Source organism: Streptomyces bacillaris (assembly GCF_003268675.1).
Taxonomy (GTDB): domain Bacteria; phylum Actinomycetota; class Actinomycetes; order Streptomycetales; family Streptomycetaceae; genus Streptomyces; species Streptomyces bacillaris.
This window is the reverse complement of record NZ_CP029378.1, coordinates 5,789,128-5,805,826: the sequence shown is the minus strand read 5'-3', so window position 1 is coordinate 5,805,826 and position 16,699 is coordinate 5,789,128. Positions and strand designations below refer to the sequence as shown.

The window sequence follows — 16,699 nt, the reverse complement described above, 5'->3', positions numbered from 1 at the left end:
GCTTTCCGGCGCAGGTTTTTGTATCTTCGTGGAACAAAGTAGCTCCCGCCCGCACTCCCTGACCGGCGGGCGGGGCTGCTCTTGTACCGGGCGGGGCTGCCCTGTCCTCAGCACCGCCGCACCACCGCACCACCACCCCCGCGCTCTGGAGTCAGCCGATGCCGGCCACCGTCCTCACCGCACGCGCCCTCCTTTTGGACATGGACGGCACCCTCGTGAACTCCGACGCGGTCGTCGAGCGCTGCTGGCGCCGGTGGGCCCTCCGGCACGGGCTGGACCCCGAGGCCGCGCTCAAGGTGGTCCACGGCCGCCAGGGGTACGCCACGATGGCCGTCCTGCTGCCGGACCGCCCCGTCGAGGAGAACTACGCGGACAACCGGGCGATGCTCGCCGAGGAGACCGCCGACGTCGACGGCGTGGTGCCGATCGGCGGCGCCCCCGCATTCATGGCCGCGATCACCGACCTCCCGCACGCGCTGGTGACCTCGGCCGACAGCGCGCTCGCGACGGCCCGGATGGGCGCGGCCGAGCTGCGGATGCCCGCCGTCCGCGTCACCGCCGAGCAGGTCGGCGCCAGCAAGCCGGACCCGGAGGGCTTCCTCAAGGGCGCGGCGGAGCTGGGGTTCGACCCGGCGGACTGCATCGTGTTCGAGGACTCCGAGGCGGGCATCGCGGCAGGCCGGGCGGCCGGGATGCGGGTCGTGGGCGTCGGCCCGCGCGCCGCGGCCCTGGCGCCGGACGCACACGTCGAGGACCTGACGCAGATCCGGGTGGAGGCGGCCGAGGACGGCTCGATCCGCCTGCACATCACGACGGCGTAAGAACCCCCGGAGCTGCCGGAGCCCGCCCGCCGAGCCCGTCCCCTCAAAGCCCCCGGCAGCCGCCCCCGCAAGCGCCCCGGCTCACTCCCGGTGCAGCCGCCCCCGCGCGACCAGTTCCAGCACCACCGCGACGGCCACCACCTGCACCGCCATCAACGCCACCAGGACGAAGAGCTGCACGGCGCCCGCCTCCACCGGTGAGGCGCCGCCCAGCAGCATGCCCACGAAGGCCCCCGGCAGCGTGACGAGCCCCACCGTCCGCGTCTGGTCCAGCCCCGGCAGCAGCGCGTCCGCGGTCGCGGGCCGCACGATCTCCAGCCGGGCGTCCCGGTCGAGCAGCCCGAGCGCCATTCCCGCCTCCACCTCCCCGTAACGGGTGGCGAGTTCGTCCAGGGCGCGCCGCCCGCCGAGTACGGTCGCGGTGAGCGCCCCGCCGATGAGGATGCCCGCCACCGGGATGAGGGCCAGCCCCCGGACGGGCACGAGCCCCGTGACCACCAGGAGCCCGATCACCGGGAGCGCCCCCGCCCCGATCGGCACGGCCGCCCACCACCAGGTGCGGTTGGAAGTGACCCGGCGCCCCGCCGTCCACGCGGCCACGGCGAACATCAGCACCAGGAACCCGAGGAGCGGCCCCAGCCGCAGGGCCACCCAGCCGATGAACAGGGAGACGACGGCGAGTTGGGCCGTGGCCCGCACCCCGGCGACCAGGATCTCGCGCGAGCGGCCGAGCCGGGCCCACGCGGCGATCGCGGCGGCGAGGACGAGCAGGACGACGAGGACGACCCCGAGGGCCGGCGAGACCGGAAGCAGCACGCGGCAACGATAGATCCGCCCCGGACCCCACCCTCACGCACGCCCCGCCCCGGAACCGCACCCCACACCCGCACCGTCACACCCCGCCCCACCTCACCCCGGACGGCACATCCCCGCCCCCAACCACCCCACCCCGGCGGACGTTTCACTTCCGCATGATCTGTCACACCCCTTGATGTGACGTGGACATGTCGTCACGCTGTCACCTGGCGCCCATCCCCAGGAAACCTGGCGCCGCCACGCTGGACGGGCTCCACATGCCGCCCGCCAACGCACCCCCACATCAAGGGAGTTCGCATGTTCGGTATCTACGCGCGTCGCTCAGTGGTCGTCGCCGCCACCGCCGCCCTCGCCGCCACCTCCGTACTGCTCACCGCCCCGACCGCCCAGGCCGCCATGCCCACCCCGGTCAGCGCGGCGACCGCACGCACCTACCTCGGCCAGCTCACCGTCGCCGCCGAGGGCTCCTCCAGCGGTTACAGCCGCGACAAGTTCCCGCACTGGATCACCCAGTCGGGCACCTGCAACACCCGCGAGGTCGTCCTCAAGCGGGACGGTACGAACGTCCAGCAGGACGCCTCCTGTGCCGCCGTCAGCGGGAGTTGGTACTCGCCGTACGACGGCGCGACCTGGAGCGCCGCGTCCGATGTCGACATCGACCACATGGTCCCGCTCGCCGAGGCCTGGCGCTCCGGCGCGAGCAGCTGGACCAACGCCCAGCGCCAGGCCTTCGCCAACGACCTGGCCCGCCCCCAGCTCATCGCGGTGACCGACAACGTCAACCAGTCCAAGGGCGACAAGGACCCGGCCAAGTGGCTGCCCCCGCGCGCCGCGTACAAGTGCACGTACGTCCGGGCATGGGTGCACGTGAAGCACTACTACGGCCTCAAGGTGGACTCGGCCGAGAAGAGCGCGCTGCAGTCGGCGCTCAACGGCTGCTGAGCGCCCCTCACCGAGAGCCACGCACCGAGCAACCCCGCAACCCCCGGAGCGGCCACCGGGCGCTGGCCGGGCGCACAACGGCGCACCCACACGCCCGTCCGCACCCGGCACCGGCACTGGCCTGGCGCACCGGCACGCGGCACCCGTGCGCTCCCCCGCGCGGTTCTGTACGTTACGGAGCCCATCCGTGACGTACGGCGCGAGGAGGGCACGACATGGCCGGGCTGCGCCTGGGACCACTGCTGCGGTACGTCGACCACGAGTCCGGCTCCACCGCGACCGTCTGGGTCGAGGCGAGCCGTCCGTGCACCGTGGAGGTCCGGTGCGCGGACGGCGCCTCGGGCGTGTCCCCGACGTTCGCGGTGGCCGGGCACCACTACGCCCTGGTGGTCGTGGAGGGGCTGACGCCCGGCACGACGACCGCGTACGAGGTCCGGATCGGGAGCAAGCGCGTCTGGCCGCCCGAGGACTCCCACCTCCCGCCGAGCACGATCAACACCCCCGCGGTGGCGGGCCCGGCAGCCGGGGGCGGACCGGGCGGGGCAGCCGGGGGCGGACCCGGTGAGGACGGGCCCGCCCCCGCCCTCCGTATCGCGTTCGGCTCCTGCCGCTGGGCCGCGGCCCCGCCGACGGGCACGACCCGGCGGGCCCGGACGCGCTGGTCACCCTGGCCGCCCGGCTCGCCGCCGACCCCGCCGCCGAGCGGCCCGACGTCCTCCTCCTGCTGGGCGACCAGGTGTACGCGGACGAGACGTCCGGGGCGACGCGGCGCAGGCTGGCGGCCCGGCGCGATCTGCGCGAGCCGCCGGGCGCGGAGGTGGCGGACTACGAGGAGTACACCTGCCTCTGCGACGAATCCTGGCGCGACCCCGAGGTGCGCTGGCTGCTCTCCACCGTGCCCAGCTGCATGCTCTTCGACGATCACGACGTCATCGACGACTGGAACACCAGCGCCGCCTGGCAGGAGCAGATTCGCGCCACGCCCTGGTGGCACGAAAGGATCGTCAGCGGGCTGATGTCGTACTGGGTCTACCAGCACCTGGGGAACCTCTCCCCCGCCGAACTGGCCGCCGACCCCTTGTACGCCACGGTCCGGGCCGTCCCCGACGGCACGGAGGCGCTGCGCCGCTCCGCCGCCTGGGCGGATGCGGATCCGGCCCGGACCCGCTGGAGCTACCAGCGCATTTTCGGCCGAGTACAACTGCTGATGGTGGACACCCGGGCGGCCCGCGTCCTGCCCGAGGGGCGGCGGGCGATGCTGGACGACGGCGAGGCGGCCTGGCTCCGCGAAAAGGTGCTGGCGGCCCCCTCCGCGTACGACCACATCCTGATCGGCAGCTCGCTGCCGTGGCTGCTGCCGCCGCTCGCCCATGACGCGGAGACCTGGAACGCGGCCCTGTGCGGAGGATCACGCGGCGGCCGCTGGGCACGTTTCGGCGAGAAGGTGCGCCGGGCGGCCGATCTCGAGCACTGGGCCGCGTTCCCGGATTCCTTCGACCGGTTCACGGAGCTGCTCCGCCGGGCGGGGAGCGGTCCGGAGGCCCCCGCGACGGTATGCGTGCTGTCCGGGGACGTGCACCACGCGTACATCGCCGAGCCGCGCTGGCCCGACACCGCCCCCTGCGGCGCGCCGGAGTCCCGCGTCCTCCAGCTGACGTGCTCGCCCCTGCACAACTCGGTTCCCCGGTCGATCCGTTGGGCATTCCGCTTCGGCTGGAGCGGGGTGGGCCGGAGCATCGGCCGGCTACTGATCCGGCACGGCCGCACGGAGCCCTCGCCGGTGTCGTGGAGCAGGACGGGCGGCCCCTGGTTCGGCAACCAGCTGATGACGCTGACCCTGCGTGGCCGGAACTCTGCGCTGACATTGGTCCAGGCCAAGTCGACCTTCAGGAACAACCTGCTGGTGAAGGTTCTTGAGCGTTCACTCACCCAGGAGCCTTAGTCGCTTTTCAGCCACACGCCAGAATGTTGAAGTTGCAAGTACTGGTGAGGTTTCCCTAACCTGAGGCGCTCAGTCGGTTCACGTCCCCACCCAGACCGAAGGAGCCCACCCCCCATGTCCACTCGCCTGAACGGGGCCCAGCCCTATGCGCTCGGCCTCTTCCGCTTCGTCATCGGCCTGATCTTCGCGATCCACGGCGCCTCCAGCCTCTTCGGCCTCTTCGGCGGCCGTGAGCCGGAGGTCGGAGCCTGGCCGGGCTGGTACGCGGCCCTGATCCAGCTGGTCTGCGGCACCCTGGTCGCCCTCGGCCTCGGCACCCGCATCGCCGCCTTCCTGGCCTCCGGCTCGATGGCCTACGCCTACTTCGTCGTCCACCAGCCCGAGGCGCTCACCCCGGTGGGCAACGGCGGCGAGGCCTCGGCCCTCTTCTGCTGGGCGTTCCTGCTGCTGGTCTTCACCGGCCCGGGCGCGGGGGCCGTGGACCGGCTCCTCGGGGCACGCTCCGAGCGCGGCTCCGCCGAGGAGTCCCGCCGAGAGCCGGCCACGGCCGTCCCGGCCTGACCTGGCCTCCAGCACCCCGGAACGCCTGAACACCCCCGCCGGAGCCGACCCGGCGGGGGTGTTCACATGGTCATCCGCCCCCGTACCCGGGGGACACATGGCTCACGACGAGAACGGCACCGTGAAGCAGGCGATCCGCTTGCCCGCCCCGCCCTGCTCATCGTGGATGATCACCGACCGGGCACCGCCGTCCCGGAACCCCCAGTCGTGCCGGGCCTCCGCCTCACCGGCGCCGTTCCGGTCGGTGCGGAAGTCGAGCCACACCTCGTTGACCGGGTCCGCGGTGGCCGAGGCGCGGTGCTGGTAGTGCGGGCCCGCAGAGGCGGGATCGGCCGCACAGGGCGAGGTGTGCACATGCATCCCGTACGCCCGGTTCGGGAGGAGCCCCTTGAGCCGGGTGCCGACGCGGGCGGTGGTCCGGTCGGCGTACTGCGTGACCTCGATCCGCGCGGCGGCCGGGACCAGAGCGGTGTCGTACGTCAGGGCGTCGGACGGGACGAAGGAACCGGGCGGGGAGAACACCCCGTCGGCCCGCATCCAGAACCCCCCGCTCCGCGAGGCCCCACCGACCATGCCGACTTCGCCCGCCTTTCCGTCTTCACCCGCCTTTCCGTCCGCGCTCGCCATTCCGTCCGTGCTGCCACCGGCGCTTCCGGTGCCATGGGCCGCGTGCCCTCCGCCGTCAGGGCCGTCCGCCGCGCCATGGGCGATGGAGGCGCCACCACCGGCGAGCATCACGAGGGCGGCGGCCCCCACCAGGACCTTCCGCCGCACGGTCCTCCTTCCCTCTCCTGCCACCGCGCGGTCCACTGATCCGGTCATGCGCTGCCCCTGCTCCTCGTTCGTGCCGGTCGCCTTCGCCTCCCTAACGGCCCGTACCGCCCGCGGGGCACGAGGGGTACGCGACCCGCACAACATCACCCCACCCTGAACGATCCACGCGGAACCCTCCGGCGTACGCTGTACAGCCGAACCTGCCGCCCATGCCGCTCCCCTGCGACGTCGCGGCGTTGACACGATCGGGGAGTCCACGGGTGCTAGAGAGTCTGGGTGCGCTGACCAGCAGTCCATGGATCTACGTCGTGGTCGCGGTCTCGGTCCTCCTGGACGTCTTCCTCCCCCTGCTGCCGAGCGGGGTCCTCGTCATCACGGCCGCCACCGCGGCCGCCGCGGGCTCGACCGGCGTCAACGGGTCCGGCAACGCGTCCGGCGAGGTGCCCTCGCTCGTCGTCCTCATCCTCTGCGCGGCCACCGCATCGGTGCTCGGTGATCTGGTCGCGTACCGGCTGGCCTGGCGCGGGGGCGACCGGCTGGACCGGGCGATCGCCCGCTCGCGCCGCCTCACCAAGGCGCAGGAACGTCTCGGCGCGGCGCTGAGCCGGGGCGGCGGGGCGCTGGTGATCATCGCCCGGTTCGCCCCCGCCGGCCGCTCGGTGGTCTCGCTCGGGGCAGGCGCCGCCCACCGCCGGAAGCGGGACTTCCTCCCCTGGTCCGCCGTGGCGGGCCTGGCCTGGGCGGGCTACAGCGTGGGGCTCGGCTACTTCGGGGGCCGGTGGCTGGGCTCGACCTGGTTCGGGACGGCCGTCTCGGTACTGGCCCTGTTCATGGCGGGCGCGCTGGCGGCGTTCGTGGTGAAGCGCCCGGCGGTGGCGCGGGCCGCTGCGGCGGCGGCCTCGGCGGAGGCGCTCCAGGGCCCCACCGCCGCACCGTCCCCGCCCGTCGGCTCCCGGGCGGCGGAGGCCCCAGGCCCGACGCTGGGCGCGGTCCCCGGCCAGCCGAACGGACCGGCCCCGGTCACTTCACCGGCACCGGCGCCCGTCTCGCCCTGAGGACCTGAGGCCTCCCGGGACCGGCCGACGCTCACCCGCCTTGACCCCCGCCCGCCTTGACGCTCACCCGCCGGAGGCACCCCGCGCGGGAGCCGCGTCGACGGCAGGGGCAGAAGCATGCGCAGGGCCAGGAGCGGCCTTGCCATGGGCGGAGCCCCGTATCTCCAGCCCGCCGAGCAGCTTCATCGTGGCTGCGGTGATCTCGTCGACGGCACGGTCGAACACCTCCCGGTTGTGCGCCGCGGGCGCCCGGAAGCCGGACACCTTGCGCACGTACTGAAGGGCTGCGGCCCGCATGTCCTCCTCGGTGGCCTCTTCGGGGAGGGCTGGCGGTCGAAGGGTCTTGATGCTGCGGCACATGCTTCCAGTGTGGACCGCACCACTGACAACGGCCCGGTGCCGGCCGTCAGACCACCGGTTCGGAGCGGTCGGTGCAGAGCGCCCAGATGATGAAGACGTCGATGGCGATGGTGACGATGGCCCAGATCGGCGTGTACGGGAGCCACATGAAGTTGGCGATCAGGTTCAGGGAGACGAGGGCGATGCCCACGGCCCGGGCCCAGGTCGCGCCTTTGAGGATGCCCCAGCCGACGAAGATCAGGACGACGCCGAGGATGAGGTGGATCCAGCCCCACGCGGTGACGTTGAACTTGAAGACGTAGTCGTTGACCGCCGCGTACACGTCGTTGGTGGCGATCCCGGCGACACCCTTGATCACCCCGAGAACACCGTCGACGAGGAGCAGGAAACCGGCGAACAGCGTTCCGCCCCCGGCCCACGGGGTGCCGACGCCGTCGTCCGTCGCGGGGGCGGCGGGTCGCGAGGATCCGGGTGTAGGTGCGGTGGGCTGGGACATGAGAACTCCTAGGCCGGGACAGGCGCGGGCGCCTGCTGTCCTGACTGCGCTGATGGTGCGCGCAGATCACCTTCGACGTTCCTCCCGGCCCCTTTGGCCAGCCACCTGGACACACCCGTTCGGGTGACGCCCGATGAGGGTCACCCCCAGGTGTCGAGGTCCCCGCCACGCCATTCGATCAGCCCCGGCCGGTCCAGCTCGACGGCCTGGTCAGGCCCCGGCGCGAACCCGGCGGCCCGCAGCAACGCGGCCACCTCACCCCGCCCGTGCGCCACCCCTACGATCTGCCCGTGCACGGTGACCCGCCGCGCTCCGGACGCGGAGGGCGGGTGGACGATCACGGGCGGATGCGCGGCCATGTCTACACGGTGCCCTGGCGACTACGGGACCGCATCCCGGAAGAACGCACGCCCCCGCACAACGCCCCACACACCCGGCTCCCCTCTACTGCCCTGCCGCCCTACCCCTACCCCTCCACCGCCCTACGCCCAACGCCCTACCGCACGAGCAACAACGCCTCGGAACCCACCGGCCGGAACCCGGCGGCCTGGAACGCCCTGATACTGCGCGCGTTGCCCGCCGCCTGCTGCGACCAGAGCGGCTCCCCCTCGGGCACCAGATGCCGGGCAGCCGTGGCCAGGGCCCGCCCGAGCCCCCGGTGCCGGGCGCCCTCCTCCAGTTCGACGGCGACCTCCCAGCGCCCCGCCACCCCACGTCCGAGGACCAGCACCCCACCGTCGACCGCCCACATCCGCACCCCGTCCCGCCGTCGGCGAGCGCTCACGACCCGGGGGTGGACCGGATCGGTGATCTCCCGCAGCTCCAGCGGAGGATCACCGGGAAGAGCGGACGCGACGGTGAGCAGGTCGATCGTGTCGGTGGTCCGGCCGGTCCGTTCCAGGAGCGCGTTCAGGAAGCGCGGATGCATGGTGGCGGCGAGCGCGTCGCAGTCCATGGAGGCGAGGGTCGCACGGACCCACGCGGGGTCCTCGTCGGTGAACACCACCGAGTGCGCGGTGAAGGCGATCACCCCCCAGTCCCGCCCGCTCGGCGCCTCCACCACGGTGGTACGCCCGTCCGGCTCCGGAAACCGCCCGTCCGCGGCCCCGTCCAGAATCTCCGCAAGGCTCTCCCCCATCAACGACCACCCTCTCCCCGTCCCGCTCCACCGCTCCGACTGCCGCACCCATCATGGAGTACGGCTACCGGCCGGGCCGCACCCCACCGGCACAGCCCACACACGTGGTAGCCGCTGGCCGCACCTCCAGCCGCGCCGCCGGAATCGGCTCCCCGCACCGCTCGCACCGCCCGTACTCACCGGCCTCCAGCCGTTCCACGGCGAGGTCCAGCGCGGCCAGGTGCTCGCGCGCCTGCGTCAGCAGGGCGGCGACATGGGCCCGCTCGAAGGCGGTGCTCGCACCCTCGGGGTCATGCTCGTCGTCGACGGCCACCAACGCGTTCGCCTCGACGATGGCCTCGAAATCGCGGCTCAACGCGTCCATGCGCTCACGGGTGGCGCCGCGTTCGGCCAGCAGTCGCTGCCGTACGTCCTCGCGCTCGGGCGGAAGGTACGGGTCGCCACCGGTCTGCTGGTGCACTCCCTCCACAACACCGGCCCGGAAGCGCCCATTCCGCCTACTCCCCGGTCTGCCCCGGACCGCCGGGGGCGGCATCGCACGACGAAGGCCCCGACCGTGACGGTCGGGGCCTTCGTACTTCGCACTGGTGGGCGCGGACGGTTTCGAACCGCCGACATCTGCTTTGTAAGTTCGGCCGGAGGTAGTTGAGGGCCCTGGCGGGCCCGGTCGCGGCTGCCGTCCAGGGCTCTCCGGGGCTGCCGTTGTGCGCCGACGTTGATGTCGGCCGTGGATGTCAGCTCACGGGTTAGGCATCTGCTCGTCGGCTGCCCTGCGCGGTCGCGTCAAAGCCACTGCGGCGCGCCTGTCGTCAGCGTGCTTCTGCTCTATCGAGGCTCGCAACTCCGCAGGAGTCGGCCATGGCGCGCGCCGGTGGATCATGCGGTGACAGTTGGCGCAGATGAGGGCGAGATCGCTGAGCTTGGTACGGCCCTCCCCCGCTACGTGGAGCGGAAGAACGTGATGGCACTCGATGTACCCGGCACCGCGGTCCCCGTAGATCTTCTCGAAGTCGAAGCCGCACGCCTCACAAGCGAGCTGTCCGCCACGCTGAAGAACCGAAGCGATCTTCTTCTTGCGCAGGCTCTTGTTCCGTTCACGCGCCCGGTGCCGCCGCATGAGCAGACGCCCCTCGGGCGCGCTGTAGTCGTCGCCGAACTCCTCGTCCTCAGTCGGCGCGAAGGACTGCAACTCGCCAGTCGCGATCCCCTGACGGATCAGCCGCGCGGCCTCCGTCATCTCCTGCGGTCGGGCAAGGAACTCATGCAGCACAGCCACATCCAGCGCGCCGCCGTTGGTGGGCTTCCCCCGGTAGTCCGGGTGGCGAGTGGCGATGTCGAACGTCTTGCGCGCCACTCCGTTCGGGTTACGGAACTTCTCGTTGCGCTCCGCCTCGACATGGATCGGAAGCAACTGGAGTAGGTCGGACAGCTCAACCACACTCGCGTCCTGAGCATCCAGCCCCTTCCAGCCGTTCTCCATCACAAGCTGACAGGCAAGAATGATCTCGTCCCGAACCCAATCGGGATTCTTGACGGCCTTGATCTGAAAGCCCGCCCGCCTCAGCCACGCCGCGGCGTGCTCCTTGCCTCCGCTGAACTCATCAGGCCTAAGAGGTCGCCCCTGGTCCCAGTGGTGGGCCACCCCAGCTATGGCCTTGGAGTCGTACTCCTGCCCGTCGTGCACCACGACGTACGAGCGCGCCTCGCCAAAGCCGTACTTTGCCAGGAACGCATCCCGGCCTAACTCGTCATACTCAGCAATGGCCTTGAGGATGGATTCCTGCGTGATCGCTCCTTTGTGCATGGCGGCAGCGTACGGCCCGCTGCTGACATCCACCTGCCCCCAGACCCGATCGATTCAGGCCACCGTGCGCCTCTCCACGCTCCGTATGCCCTCTTGCGTAGCTCACCCCCAGCCTGCACGGTTCTGCTGCACGCTGCTCGACACTCAGGTGCCACAAAGAGGGGGGCGGTAGGCCATGGCAACCGTGACAGGGTGGGCCGAGAGGACCTTCGGTGACACCGCAGGACCCTTGGCCGACCTGATCCCTTCCAGCTTGGTTCGTGCACATGCCCGAGCCCGTAACGGCCATGAGGGGGTGCACACACAGACCTTGGAGGCATACGGGCACGGTCTGTACGCCGCGCAGTACGAAGAACTGGAAGTCGGCCTCGCCTCACTCCCTGCAGCCACGCCCGTGCGCTTACAGGGGCGGACGCTCATGATCCTTGGCGGTCATGTGATCTATCCGCTCCGCTATGCGAAGAAGGACGTGCCCGTCACGGCGGCACGACTGCGACGGGCCACAGGCTTCCGTGCCGACCTGATACGCCGACATGGTCCCGAGCCCATGCAACAAGCTTTTGACCTGGGGCTTGACGAGCTGGACGAGCAAGAGTCCCATCCTGACCTAGCGCTGCTGTCAGAGGACGTCAAGCTAGTACTCGTCGCTTACGCCTGCTCCATGGCTTCTGGCGTCATGCGCATTGAGTGGGGCTCCGCTGAGTTGCGCCGCGAGGACCGCTACCTCGTCTGGCACCACCACGAGCCGCTTCGCCTACCGCCACGGCAAGAAACACCCCATCTTGCCTGACGTCCATCCCTGGGTGGTAACCCGTCTCGTCAGGGGGCTGCGACCTGGGCATTGCCGCTTCGAGCGCGTAGTTGATCTGTCACTAGCTGTCGCCTTCGGCCGCTCCTGATCGGCCTCGCACGGCCCAGGGACGGCCCGGAGATGACGGCTGGGTCACCTAGCCAGGCAGGAAGATTGCCCTGCACCTGGCAGTCTGCATGAGACACGACTCTCAACTCCTGCTCAAGGTTCTGCGCAGCGCCAGACGTGCTGTGCGACCTCGCAGCACACTGAGGCCATGCAGTCGAAGGTGAAGTACACCCTCTTCGTTCTGGCGTCCGCTGCGGCCGTCATCGTGTACGCGGCCCTGCTGTGGCGGGGACCGTGGTGGATTGACGGAGCACATCTCCGCACTAGCAACCTCGAACCCGCCGACGGCGTAGTAATCACTGGCTTCCGAACGACGCTAGTGGCGCTCGGCGCTGGCGCCATTGCCACAGTGGGCCTGTATTACACCCATCGGGCCCACCAACAGACGCGCGAACTTTTCGATCATACGAGGCGCAAGGACCGCGAGCAGGTCGATTTGATGAGAGAAGGGCAAGTCACCGAGCGATACGTGGAAGCCATTAAGTTGCTTTCTTCCGAAAACCTTACTCAACAACTGGGCGGCATTTACGCACTAGAGCGGATTATGCAGGATTCAGAAAAAGACCGCCGTACCGTAATTGAAGTTCTAGCCGCCTTCATCAGGGAAGCGCCCAGAGCGAGCGAGAGCGGGGAGTCGGACGATAGGCGGGGAAAGGCCCGACCGAATCTTGCAGCGATCCAGGCAGCTCTGGTTGCTCTCAGCAAGAGACCCGACCCGGAAAGTGGCTTCACGCTCGAAAATTCCGATCTGGATAATCTGAATGCCGTACACCTCAACCTACGAAACGTATACCTGCGGTTCGCGTCTCTTAATAAACTGAGTGCCTACGAGGTTGACCTTCGAGGAGCATTTCTGCGACATGCAAGCCTGAGCGGAGCAAACTTGGAAGGAGCCAATCTCGATGGCGCCTATCTTGGATACGCCGATCTGGCACATACATACCTCCGACGCGCCTCCATGGTTGACGCAGAATTGCAGGGTGCAGATCTCACTGACTCAGAACTTGACGTCGAATCGCTAATAAAAGCCAAGTTGACATCCACGACACTCCTCCCGCCTGACCTACAGAACGACGAGAGGGTAAGGCTCCGCATCGAAGAATGCGAGAAGGAGCAGCATAGCCAGGACGCTCCTAGTGAATTCTGAAACACGGCCAGCCATCACCTTCACCCACCACTCGCCCCGGCTCCCATCCCGTCCGCCTTCGACCCACACACCGTGGAGCGGTCGTGGTTCAGGGCGTCAAGGTGGAGCGCGCCACTGTACGAACGACCTTGACGCCCTGGGCCGCGACTGCTCGGCTCTGCCTGGGTCGAAGGTGGTCGGGATGGGAGCCCCCACGACGCTCGCCCCGCTCCGGCCGGCACTCGCGAACGGCGCCCCTCCCATCCCGGAGTCTGAGCGCCCCCGCCGGAGGCATCCTCTTGAAACCGCGGGCTTGGTTCTCGTCTCATGCCCCACGGGCCTACACAGCGGGCGCGCGGCGGCGGCGGCAGCGCCGAGCGGGCCGAAGGCAGGAGCGCGGGCGCAGCCAGAGCCGGGAAGCGCGCCCGGCGGAGCGGAGCGCAGCCGGGTGCCTTGATGAGGTAGAGAAACCTGTAACAGCTCCTCGTCACGCTCCGGCTAGGCCACGGTGAGGGCGTGGGCGATGGTCTGCATGTCGTCGGTGATCGCGTCGGCTTGTGCTTCGACGAACAGCTCGGCCTTGCGGGGCTTGTTGGCGTAGCCGATCACGGTTGCCCCGGCAGCATGAGCGGCCTGGATGTCTGTGAGCGAGTCGCCGATCAGGGTGCAGTTCGTGACGTCCGTGTGCATCAGCTCGGCTGCCGTGATGAGCGGAAACGGATTCGGCTTCATCAGGTGGGGCTGTCCTGCGGGGCGCCCGATGACCTTCACGATGTAGTCGCCCAATCCGTGTGCCTCGATGAAGTGCTGTACGCACTCGGCGGAGTTGTTGCTCACGATCGCGACCGCCTTTCCTGAGGAGTTGGCGGCTTGAAGGGCTTCAACCGCTCCTGGTGTCGGGGGACCGGCCGCGGCAACGGCTTCCACCTCTGCTGCCGTCAACGCCTGCTCGACCTCTTGGCCCAGTTCGGGGCTCGCTTCGTAGGCGATGCGGACAACTTCGATCGGGTCGTCGGTCTCGTGCGCCTTCGCGGCGGCTGGGGCGTGGGAGGCAAGTAGCGCGCTGAGTTGCTTGGCGACCTGGGGTGCGGGTAGTCCGGCGAACACATCGCATACTGGTCCGTCGAAGTCGAAGAAGATGACCCGCGCGTTCGCCAGGACCATCAGGAGCTGGTCATCGTGCGTCAAGGTCAAAGTCCCTTCCGATGGTCTCCCAGACGCTGTCGAACCACATGCGCGCCTGCTGGACCTGCTGCGCTCCGCTGGAAGACTCGGCTTCATTGATCGAGTGGTGGAAGAGGGTGGCGTCCTTGCCTACCAGGTCGTAGATCTCGATGGTCTCGCCTTGGCTGACGACCTTGTTCGGGCGGATCGGGTAGTACCCGAAGAACGCGTCCTCATTGTTGATCACGTACAGCTTGAAGAACTGTGTGCCGCTGTGGACGCGGACATTGATCCTGGTCTCAGCGACCAGCCCGAGGTGTTCCAGCTCGGCAATGCCGTCCCGGATACTGCGGGTGTAGCTGATCATGATGTCACGCATCCGGTCACGTAGCCGCTCGTCGTCGGCACCGTCTTCCATGCGGACGGGCGCGGCCTGTGGTACGGACATGTCCGGAACCAGAATCCTCACGGCGATGCTCGACGGGGTGAGTCTCCCGACTCGGATCTTGTCGAGCGGCTCTTGAAGCGCGCCGTGCAGGGTCTCGCTGGAGAATCCCGCGAAGTCGATGGTCACGACGTCTTTCGCGAATGCCTGCTCAACGTACGGGCGCAGTCCTGCTGGCCTTTCAGTCCGGTTGCGGACGTAGACGCCGCTGCCCTTGCGCGAGACCACAAGCCCCTCGTCCTCCAGGTCGCGTAGCGCGCGCTGGATCGTCGCCCTGGCGAACCCGTAAAGCTCCGTCAGTTTCGCGTGCGACGGAAGTTTCTCGCCGGGGCCAAGCCGCCTGGTTCGGATGGCGGCGCTGAGGCTGCTGGCCACCTGCTCGTACGGGGCGCGGTCGTCGTCGGGGTCGGGCGGCTCGGGGACGAAGGTCATGGACCGATGGTAGGCGAGACCTGCGAGGCGGGACAGTCATGGCAGTCATGTTGTTGACATGGCTAGCCATGTCTTCTACCTTCGAGATGTGGCCAACCAGGTTAGCCAAGTTGGTCATCTGGTCCCTACCTGCTGTCTCCAAGGAGAAACCATGCCGTCGTTCAAGATCGATACTTCGACCGCTGTCGTGTTCGTGGCGACGCCTCCGACGCCGAAGCTCGTGAGCAAGCAGACCGGCGAGATCGCCATCGACCGTGAGACCGGTGCCCCGCTGGCGACGGTGGGTCTGCTGATTTCCGACGAGGGCGAGGGCAACCTGTACCAGGTGACCGTGCCGAGCACGGGTGTCCCGGAGAACCTGGTCCCGGGCACCCCGGTGACGGTGGTTGGCCTCAAGGCCCGGGACTGGGAGAACACGTTCAACGGCCAGACCCGGCACGGCATTTCGTTCCGCGCGGTGGCCATCACGGCGGGTGCCTGAGCATGTCGGACCTGTCTACGGTGATCGAGGTTGCGGGGGCCTTATCGGCTGCCGGTGGCCTCGGTTACGCGAAGGCTCGGTCTCCTCGGGTGTTCTGGTCGCTGGTTGGTGCCCCGGTCGCCCGGGTGCGGTTCGCGGTGACGTACCGGGCGACGATGGATGTGTGTGGGCTGACGGTCCAGCCGTCCCGTCTACGGGCGTTCATGGTCCGCAACGTGGCCCGTCGCCAGGACGTTCAGCCCGTTCCCCCGCAGGTCCGCCGGGTCCGCTACTCCACCACCGGGATGCGGGCCATCCTCCGCCTCCCTGCTGGTCTGGAGCCTGCCGACGTGGCCGCCGCCTCGGAACGCCTGCGTCACGCCTGGGGCGTCCACTCCGTGCACGTGGTGGAGGTGAAGCCGGGGTTCGTGGAACTGCGGATGACCGGCTACGACGTGCTGCGCCGCGTGAAGATGCCCCGCCGCCTCCCCCGCAACGTCACCGCTGGGCCGCTGGTCGTGCCGGTGGCACTGCGGGAGGACGGTTCGGCGTTCGTCCGGGACTACCGGAAGATCCCGCACGCCCTCACCGTGGGGGCGAATCAGTCGGGCAAGTCGATGTATCAGCGCAACCTCATCTCCGGCCTGGCGAAACGGCCGGTCGGCCTGGTCGGCATCGACTGCAAAAGGGGTGTGGAACAGCGGGCCTACGCGCCCCGGTTCTCCGCTCTGGCGGTCACTCCGGATGAGGCGGACGGGCTGCTGGAAGCCCTCGTGGGCGAGATGGAAGAGCGCTTCGACCTCCTCAGCTCCCACGGTGTTCCGGACATGTGGGGCCTGCCTGCGAAGGTGCGGCCGGTGCCGCTGGTCGTCCTGGTCGATGAGGTCGCGGAGCTGTTCCTCGTCGCCGCGAAGAAGGATGAGGAGCGGCGGGACCGGATGGTGATGCGGATGATCCGGCTCGCGCAGATGGCCCGTGCGGTGGGGATCTTCCTGGAGGTGTGCGGGCAGCGGTTCGGCTCCGACCTCGGCAAGGGCGCCACCGCCTTGCGCGCTCAGCTCACCGGGCGTGTGGTGCACCGGGTCAACGACAAGCAGACCGCCGAGATGGCCCTGGGGGACATCGCCCCCGAAGCCGTCTTCACTGCCACGACCATCGCGCCGGACCGTCCCGGTGTCGCGGTGGCCGGGGACTCCTCCGGTGGCTGGTCCCGCATCCGCACCCCCGCCATGACCCCCGCCCAAGCCGTCGCGGTCTGCCACGAGTACGCGCACCTCACCCCCCACCTTGCCGCTCTGGCACCGTTCCGGCCCGCCGTGTCCGCCGCCCCCGCCCCGGGCCCGTCGCTCTTCAAGCCCCGTCCGGCAACCAGCTAACACCCCTCCCTGCACTGCCAGTTGGCGTGACTGCTTCGCGCCAGGTCCCTACCCCGCCCATGCCCGGA

Annotated in this window: 18 protein-coding genes and 1 pseudogene; 9 read left to right on the top strand and 10 right to left on the bottom strand. The window is 69.6% G+C overall.

Annotation, left to right across the window (positions count from 1 at the left end; all coding sequences use genetic code 11):
- The first annotated feature begins 158 nt into the window (after positions 1-158).
- The gene (locus DJ476_RS25235) at positions 159-821 is read left to right on the top strand and encodes an HAD-IA family hydrolase (protein ID WP_103416351.1); all 663 of its coding nucleotides are present in this window, start codon (positions 159-161) and stop codon (positions 819-821) included.
- Positions 822-902: 81 nt separating this feature from the next.
- On the opposite strand, the gene DJ476_RS25230 is transcribed toward DJ476_RS25235, so the two are convergent.
- Positions 903-1,637, bottom strand: coding sequence for an ABC transporter permease (locus DJ476_RS25230; RefSeq protein ID WP_112491637.1), 735 nt, complete (start codon positions 1,635-1,637; stop codon positions 903-905).
- Positions 1,638-1,934: 297 nt separating this feature from the next.
- On the opposite strand from DJ476_RS25230, the gene DJ476_RS25225 reads away from it, so the two are divergent.
- The 3 genes and pseudogenes from DJ476_RS25225 (at position 1,935) to DJ476_RS25215 (ending at position 5,082) form a co-directional block, all read left to right on the top strand.
- Positions 1,935-2,579 (top strand): HNH endonuclease family protein, encoded by a 645-nt coding sequence (locus DJ476_RS25225; RefSeq protein ID WP_103416353.1) that lies wholly within the window; start codon positions 1,935-1,937, stop codon positions 2,577-2,579.
- A gap of 215 nt (positions 2,580-2,794) precedes the next feature.
- A pseudogene (locus tag DJ476_RS25220) lies at positions 2,795-4,521 on the top strand (alkaline phosphatase D family protein).
- A 114-nt stretch (positions 4,522-4,635) separates the two neighbouring features.
- A complete protein-coding gene (locus DJ476_RS25215) occupies positions 4,636-5,082 on the top strand; it encodes a DoxX family protein (protein ID WP_028415407.1) in 447 nt (148 codons plus the stop codon).
- Positions 5,083-5,184: 102 nt separating this feature from the next.
- Here DJ476_RS25215 and DJ476_RS25210 read toward each other — a convergent pair whose 3' ends face one another.
- Positions 5,185-5,838, bottom strand: coding sequence for a superoxide dismutase family protein (locus tag DJ476_RS25210; protein ID WP_112492618.1), 654 nt, complete (start codon positions 5,836-5,838; stop codon positions 5,185-5,187).
- A gap of 278 nt (positions 5,839-6,116) precedes the next feature.
- Between DJ476_RS25210 and DJ476_RS25205 the strand changes: the two genes are divergently transcribed.
- Entirely contained in the window at positions 6,117-6,911 is a 795-nt protein-coding gene (locus DJ476_RS25205; protein ID WP_112491636.1) for a DedA family protein, read from the top strand.
- Between the two features lie 63 nt (positions 6,912-6,974).
- Here DJ476_RS25205 and DJ476_RS25200 read toward each other — a convergent pair whose 3' ends face one another.
- The 6 genes from DJ476_RS25200 to DJ476_RS25175 form a co-directional block, all read right to left on the bottom strand.
- On the bottom strand, positions 6,975-7,271 hold the full coding sequence (locus DJ476_RS25200) for a DUF2277 domain-containing protein (protein ID WP_103416356.1): 297 nt from the start codon (positions 7,269-7,271) through the stop codon (positions 6,975-6,977).
- A gap of 46 nt (positions 7,272-7,317) precedes the next feature.
- A complete protein-coding gene (locus DJ476_RS25195) occupies positions 7,318-7,767 on the bottom strand; it encodes a DUF7144 family membrane protein (RefSeq protein ID WP_103416357.1) in 450 nt (149 codons plus the stop codon).
- 140 nt (positions 7,768-7,907) lie between these two features.
- The gene (locus tag DJ476_RS25190; protein WP_018486914.1) at positions 7,908-8,126 is read right to left on the bottom strand and encodes a hypothetical protein; all 219 of its coding nucleotides are present in this window, start codon (positions 8,124-8,126) and stop codon (positions 7,908-7,910) included.
- A 137-nt stretch (positions 8,127-8,263) separates the two neighbouring features.
- Positions 8,264-8,905, bottom strand: a complete 642-nt coding sequence (locus DJ476_RS25185; protein WP_112491635.1) for a GNAT family N-acetyltransferase — start codon at positions 8,903-8,905, stop codon at positions 8,264-8,266.
- A 64-nt stretch (positions 8,906-8,969) separates the two neighbouring features.
- A complete protein-coding gene (locus DJ476_RS25180) occupies positions 8,970-9,374 on the bottom strand; it encodes a TraR/DksA family transcriptional regulator (protein ID WP_404827538.1) in 405 nt (134 codons plus the stop codon).
- Positions 9,375-9,644: 270 nt separating this feature from the next.
- Entirely contained in the window at positions 9,645-10,709 is a 1,065-nt protein-coding gene (locus tag DJ476_RS25175) for an HNH endonuclease (protein ID WP_112492617.1), read from the bottom strand.
- Between the two features lie 175 nt (positions 10,710-10,884).
- Here DJ476_RS25175 and DJ476_RS25170 point away from each other — a divergent pair, with 175 nt between their 5' ends.
- Complete coding sequence (locus tag DJ476_RS25170) at positions 10,885-11,499, top strand: hypothetical protein (protein ID WP_112491634.1); 615 nt, start codon at positions 10,885-10,887, stop codon at positions 11,497-11,499.
- A 277-nt stretch (positions 11,500-11,776) separates the two neighbouring features.
- Positions 11,777-12,775, top strand: a complete 999-nt coding sequence (locus DJ476_RS25165; RefSeq protein ID WP_112491633.1) for a pentapeptide repeat-containing protein — start codon at positions 11,777-11,779, stop codon at positions 12,773-12,775.
- A gap of 477 nt (positions 12,776-13,252) precedes the next feature.
- Here DJ476_RS25165 and DJ476_RS25160 read toward each other — a convergent pair whose 3' ends face one another.
- Positions 13,253-13,942, bottom strand: coding sequence for an HAD family hydrolase (locus DJ476_RS25160; protein ID WP_112492616.1), 690 nt, complete (start codon positions 13,940-13,942; stop codon positions 13,253-13,255).
- A complete protein-coding gene (locus tag DJ476_RS25155) occupies positions 13,929-14,795 on the bottom strand; it encodes a winged helix-turn-helix domain-containing protein (RefSeq protein WP_112491632.1) in 867 nt (288 codons plus the stop codon). The genes DJ476_RS25160 and DJ476_RS25155 overlap by 14 nt, the downstream gene beginning before the upstream one ends.
- A 151-nt stretch (positions 14,796-14,946) precedes the next feature.
- Here DJ476_RS25155 and DJ476_RS25150 point away from each other — a divergent pair, with 151 nt between their 5' ends.
- On the top strand, positions 14,947-15,276 hold the full coding sequence (locus DJ476_RS25150; RefSeq protein ID WP_112491631.1) for an SCO3933 family regulatory protein: 330 nt from the start codon (positions 14,947-14,949) through the stop codon (positions 15,274-15,276).
- Between the two features lie 2 nt (positions 15,277-15,278).
- Positions 15,279-16,631: an FtsK/SpoIIIE domain-containing protein gene (locus tag DJ476_RS25145; protein WP_112491630.1), complete on the top strand. Its 1,353-nt coding sequence runs from the start codon at positions 15,279-15,281 to the stop codon at positions 16,629-16,631.
- Positions 16,632-16,699 lie beyond the last annotated feature (68 nt).

What these genes read in the sequence shown, in the direction of transcription:
- DJ476_RS25235 (WP_103416351.1), top strand. Translation starts at nt 159, where the DNA reads ATGCCGGCCACCGTCCTCACCGCACGCGCCCTCCTTTTGGACATGGAC.
- DJ476_RS25225 (WP_103416353.1), top strand. Translation starts at nt 1,935, where the DNA reads ATGTTCGGTATCTACGCGCGTCGCTCAGTGGTCGTCGCCGCCACCGCC.
- DJ476_RS25215 (WP_028415407.1), top strand. Translation starts at nt 4,636, where the DNA reads ATGTCCACTCGCCTGAACGGGGCCCAGCCCTATGCGCTCGGCCTCTTC.
- DJ476_RS25200 (WP_103416356.1), bottom strand. Translation starts at nt 7,271, where the DNA reads ATGTGCCGCAGCATCAAGACCCTTCGACCGCCAGCCCTCCCCGAAGAG.
- DJ476_RS25195 (WP_103416357.1), bottom strand. Translation starts at nt 7,767, where the DNA reads ATGTCCCAGCCCACCGCACCTACACCCGGATCCTCGCGACCCGCCGCC.
- DJ476_RS25190 (WP_018486914.1), bottom strand. Translation starts at nt 8,126, where the DNA reads ATGGCCGCGCATCCGCCCGTGATCGTCCACCCGCCCTCCGCGTCCGGA.
- DJ476_RS25185 (WP_112491635.1), bottom strand. Translation starts at nt 8,905, where the DNA reads ATGGGGGAGAGCCTTGCGGAGATTCTGGACGGGGCCGCGGACGGGCGG.
- DJ476_RS25175 (WP_112492617.1), bottom strand. Translation starts at nt 10,709, where the DNA reads ATGCACAAAGGAGCGATCACGCAGGAATCCATCCTCAAGGCCATTGCT.
- DJ476_RS25170 (WP_112491634.1), top strand. Translation starts at nt 10,885, where the DNA reads ATGGCAACCGTGACAGGGTGGGCCGAGAGGACCTTCGGTGACACCGCA.
- DJ476_RS25165 (WP_112491633.1), top strand. Translation starts at nt 11,777, where the DNA reads ATGCAGTCGAAGGTGAAGTACACCCTCTTCGTTCTGGCGTCCGCTGCG.
- DJ476_RS25155 (WP_112491632.1), bottom strand. Translation starts at nt 14,795, where the DNA reads ATGACCTTCGTCCCCGAGCCGCCCGACCCCGACGACGACCGCGCCCCG.
- DJ476_RS25150 (WP_112491631.1), top strand. Translation starts at nt 14,947, where the DNA reads ATGCCGTCGTTCAAGATCGATACTTCGACCGCTGTCGTGTTCGTGGCG.
- DJ476_RS25145 (WP_112491630.1), top strand. Translation starts at nt 15,279, where the DNA reads ATGTCGGACCTGTCTACGGTGATCGAGGTTGCGGGGGCCTTATCGGCT.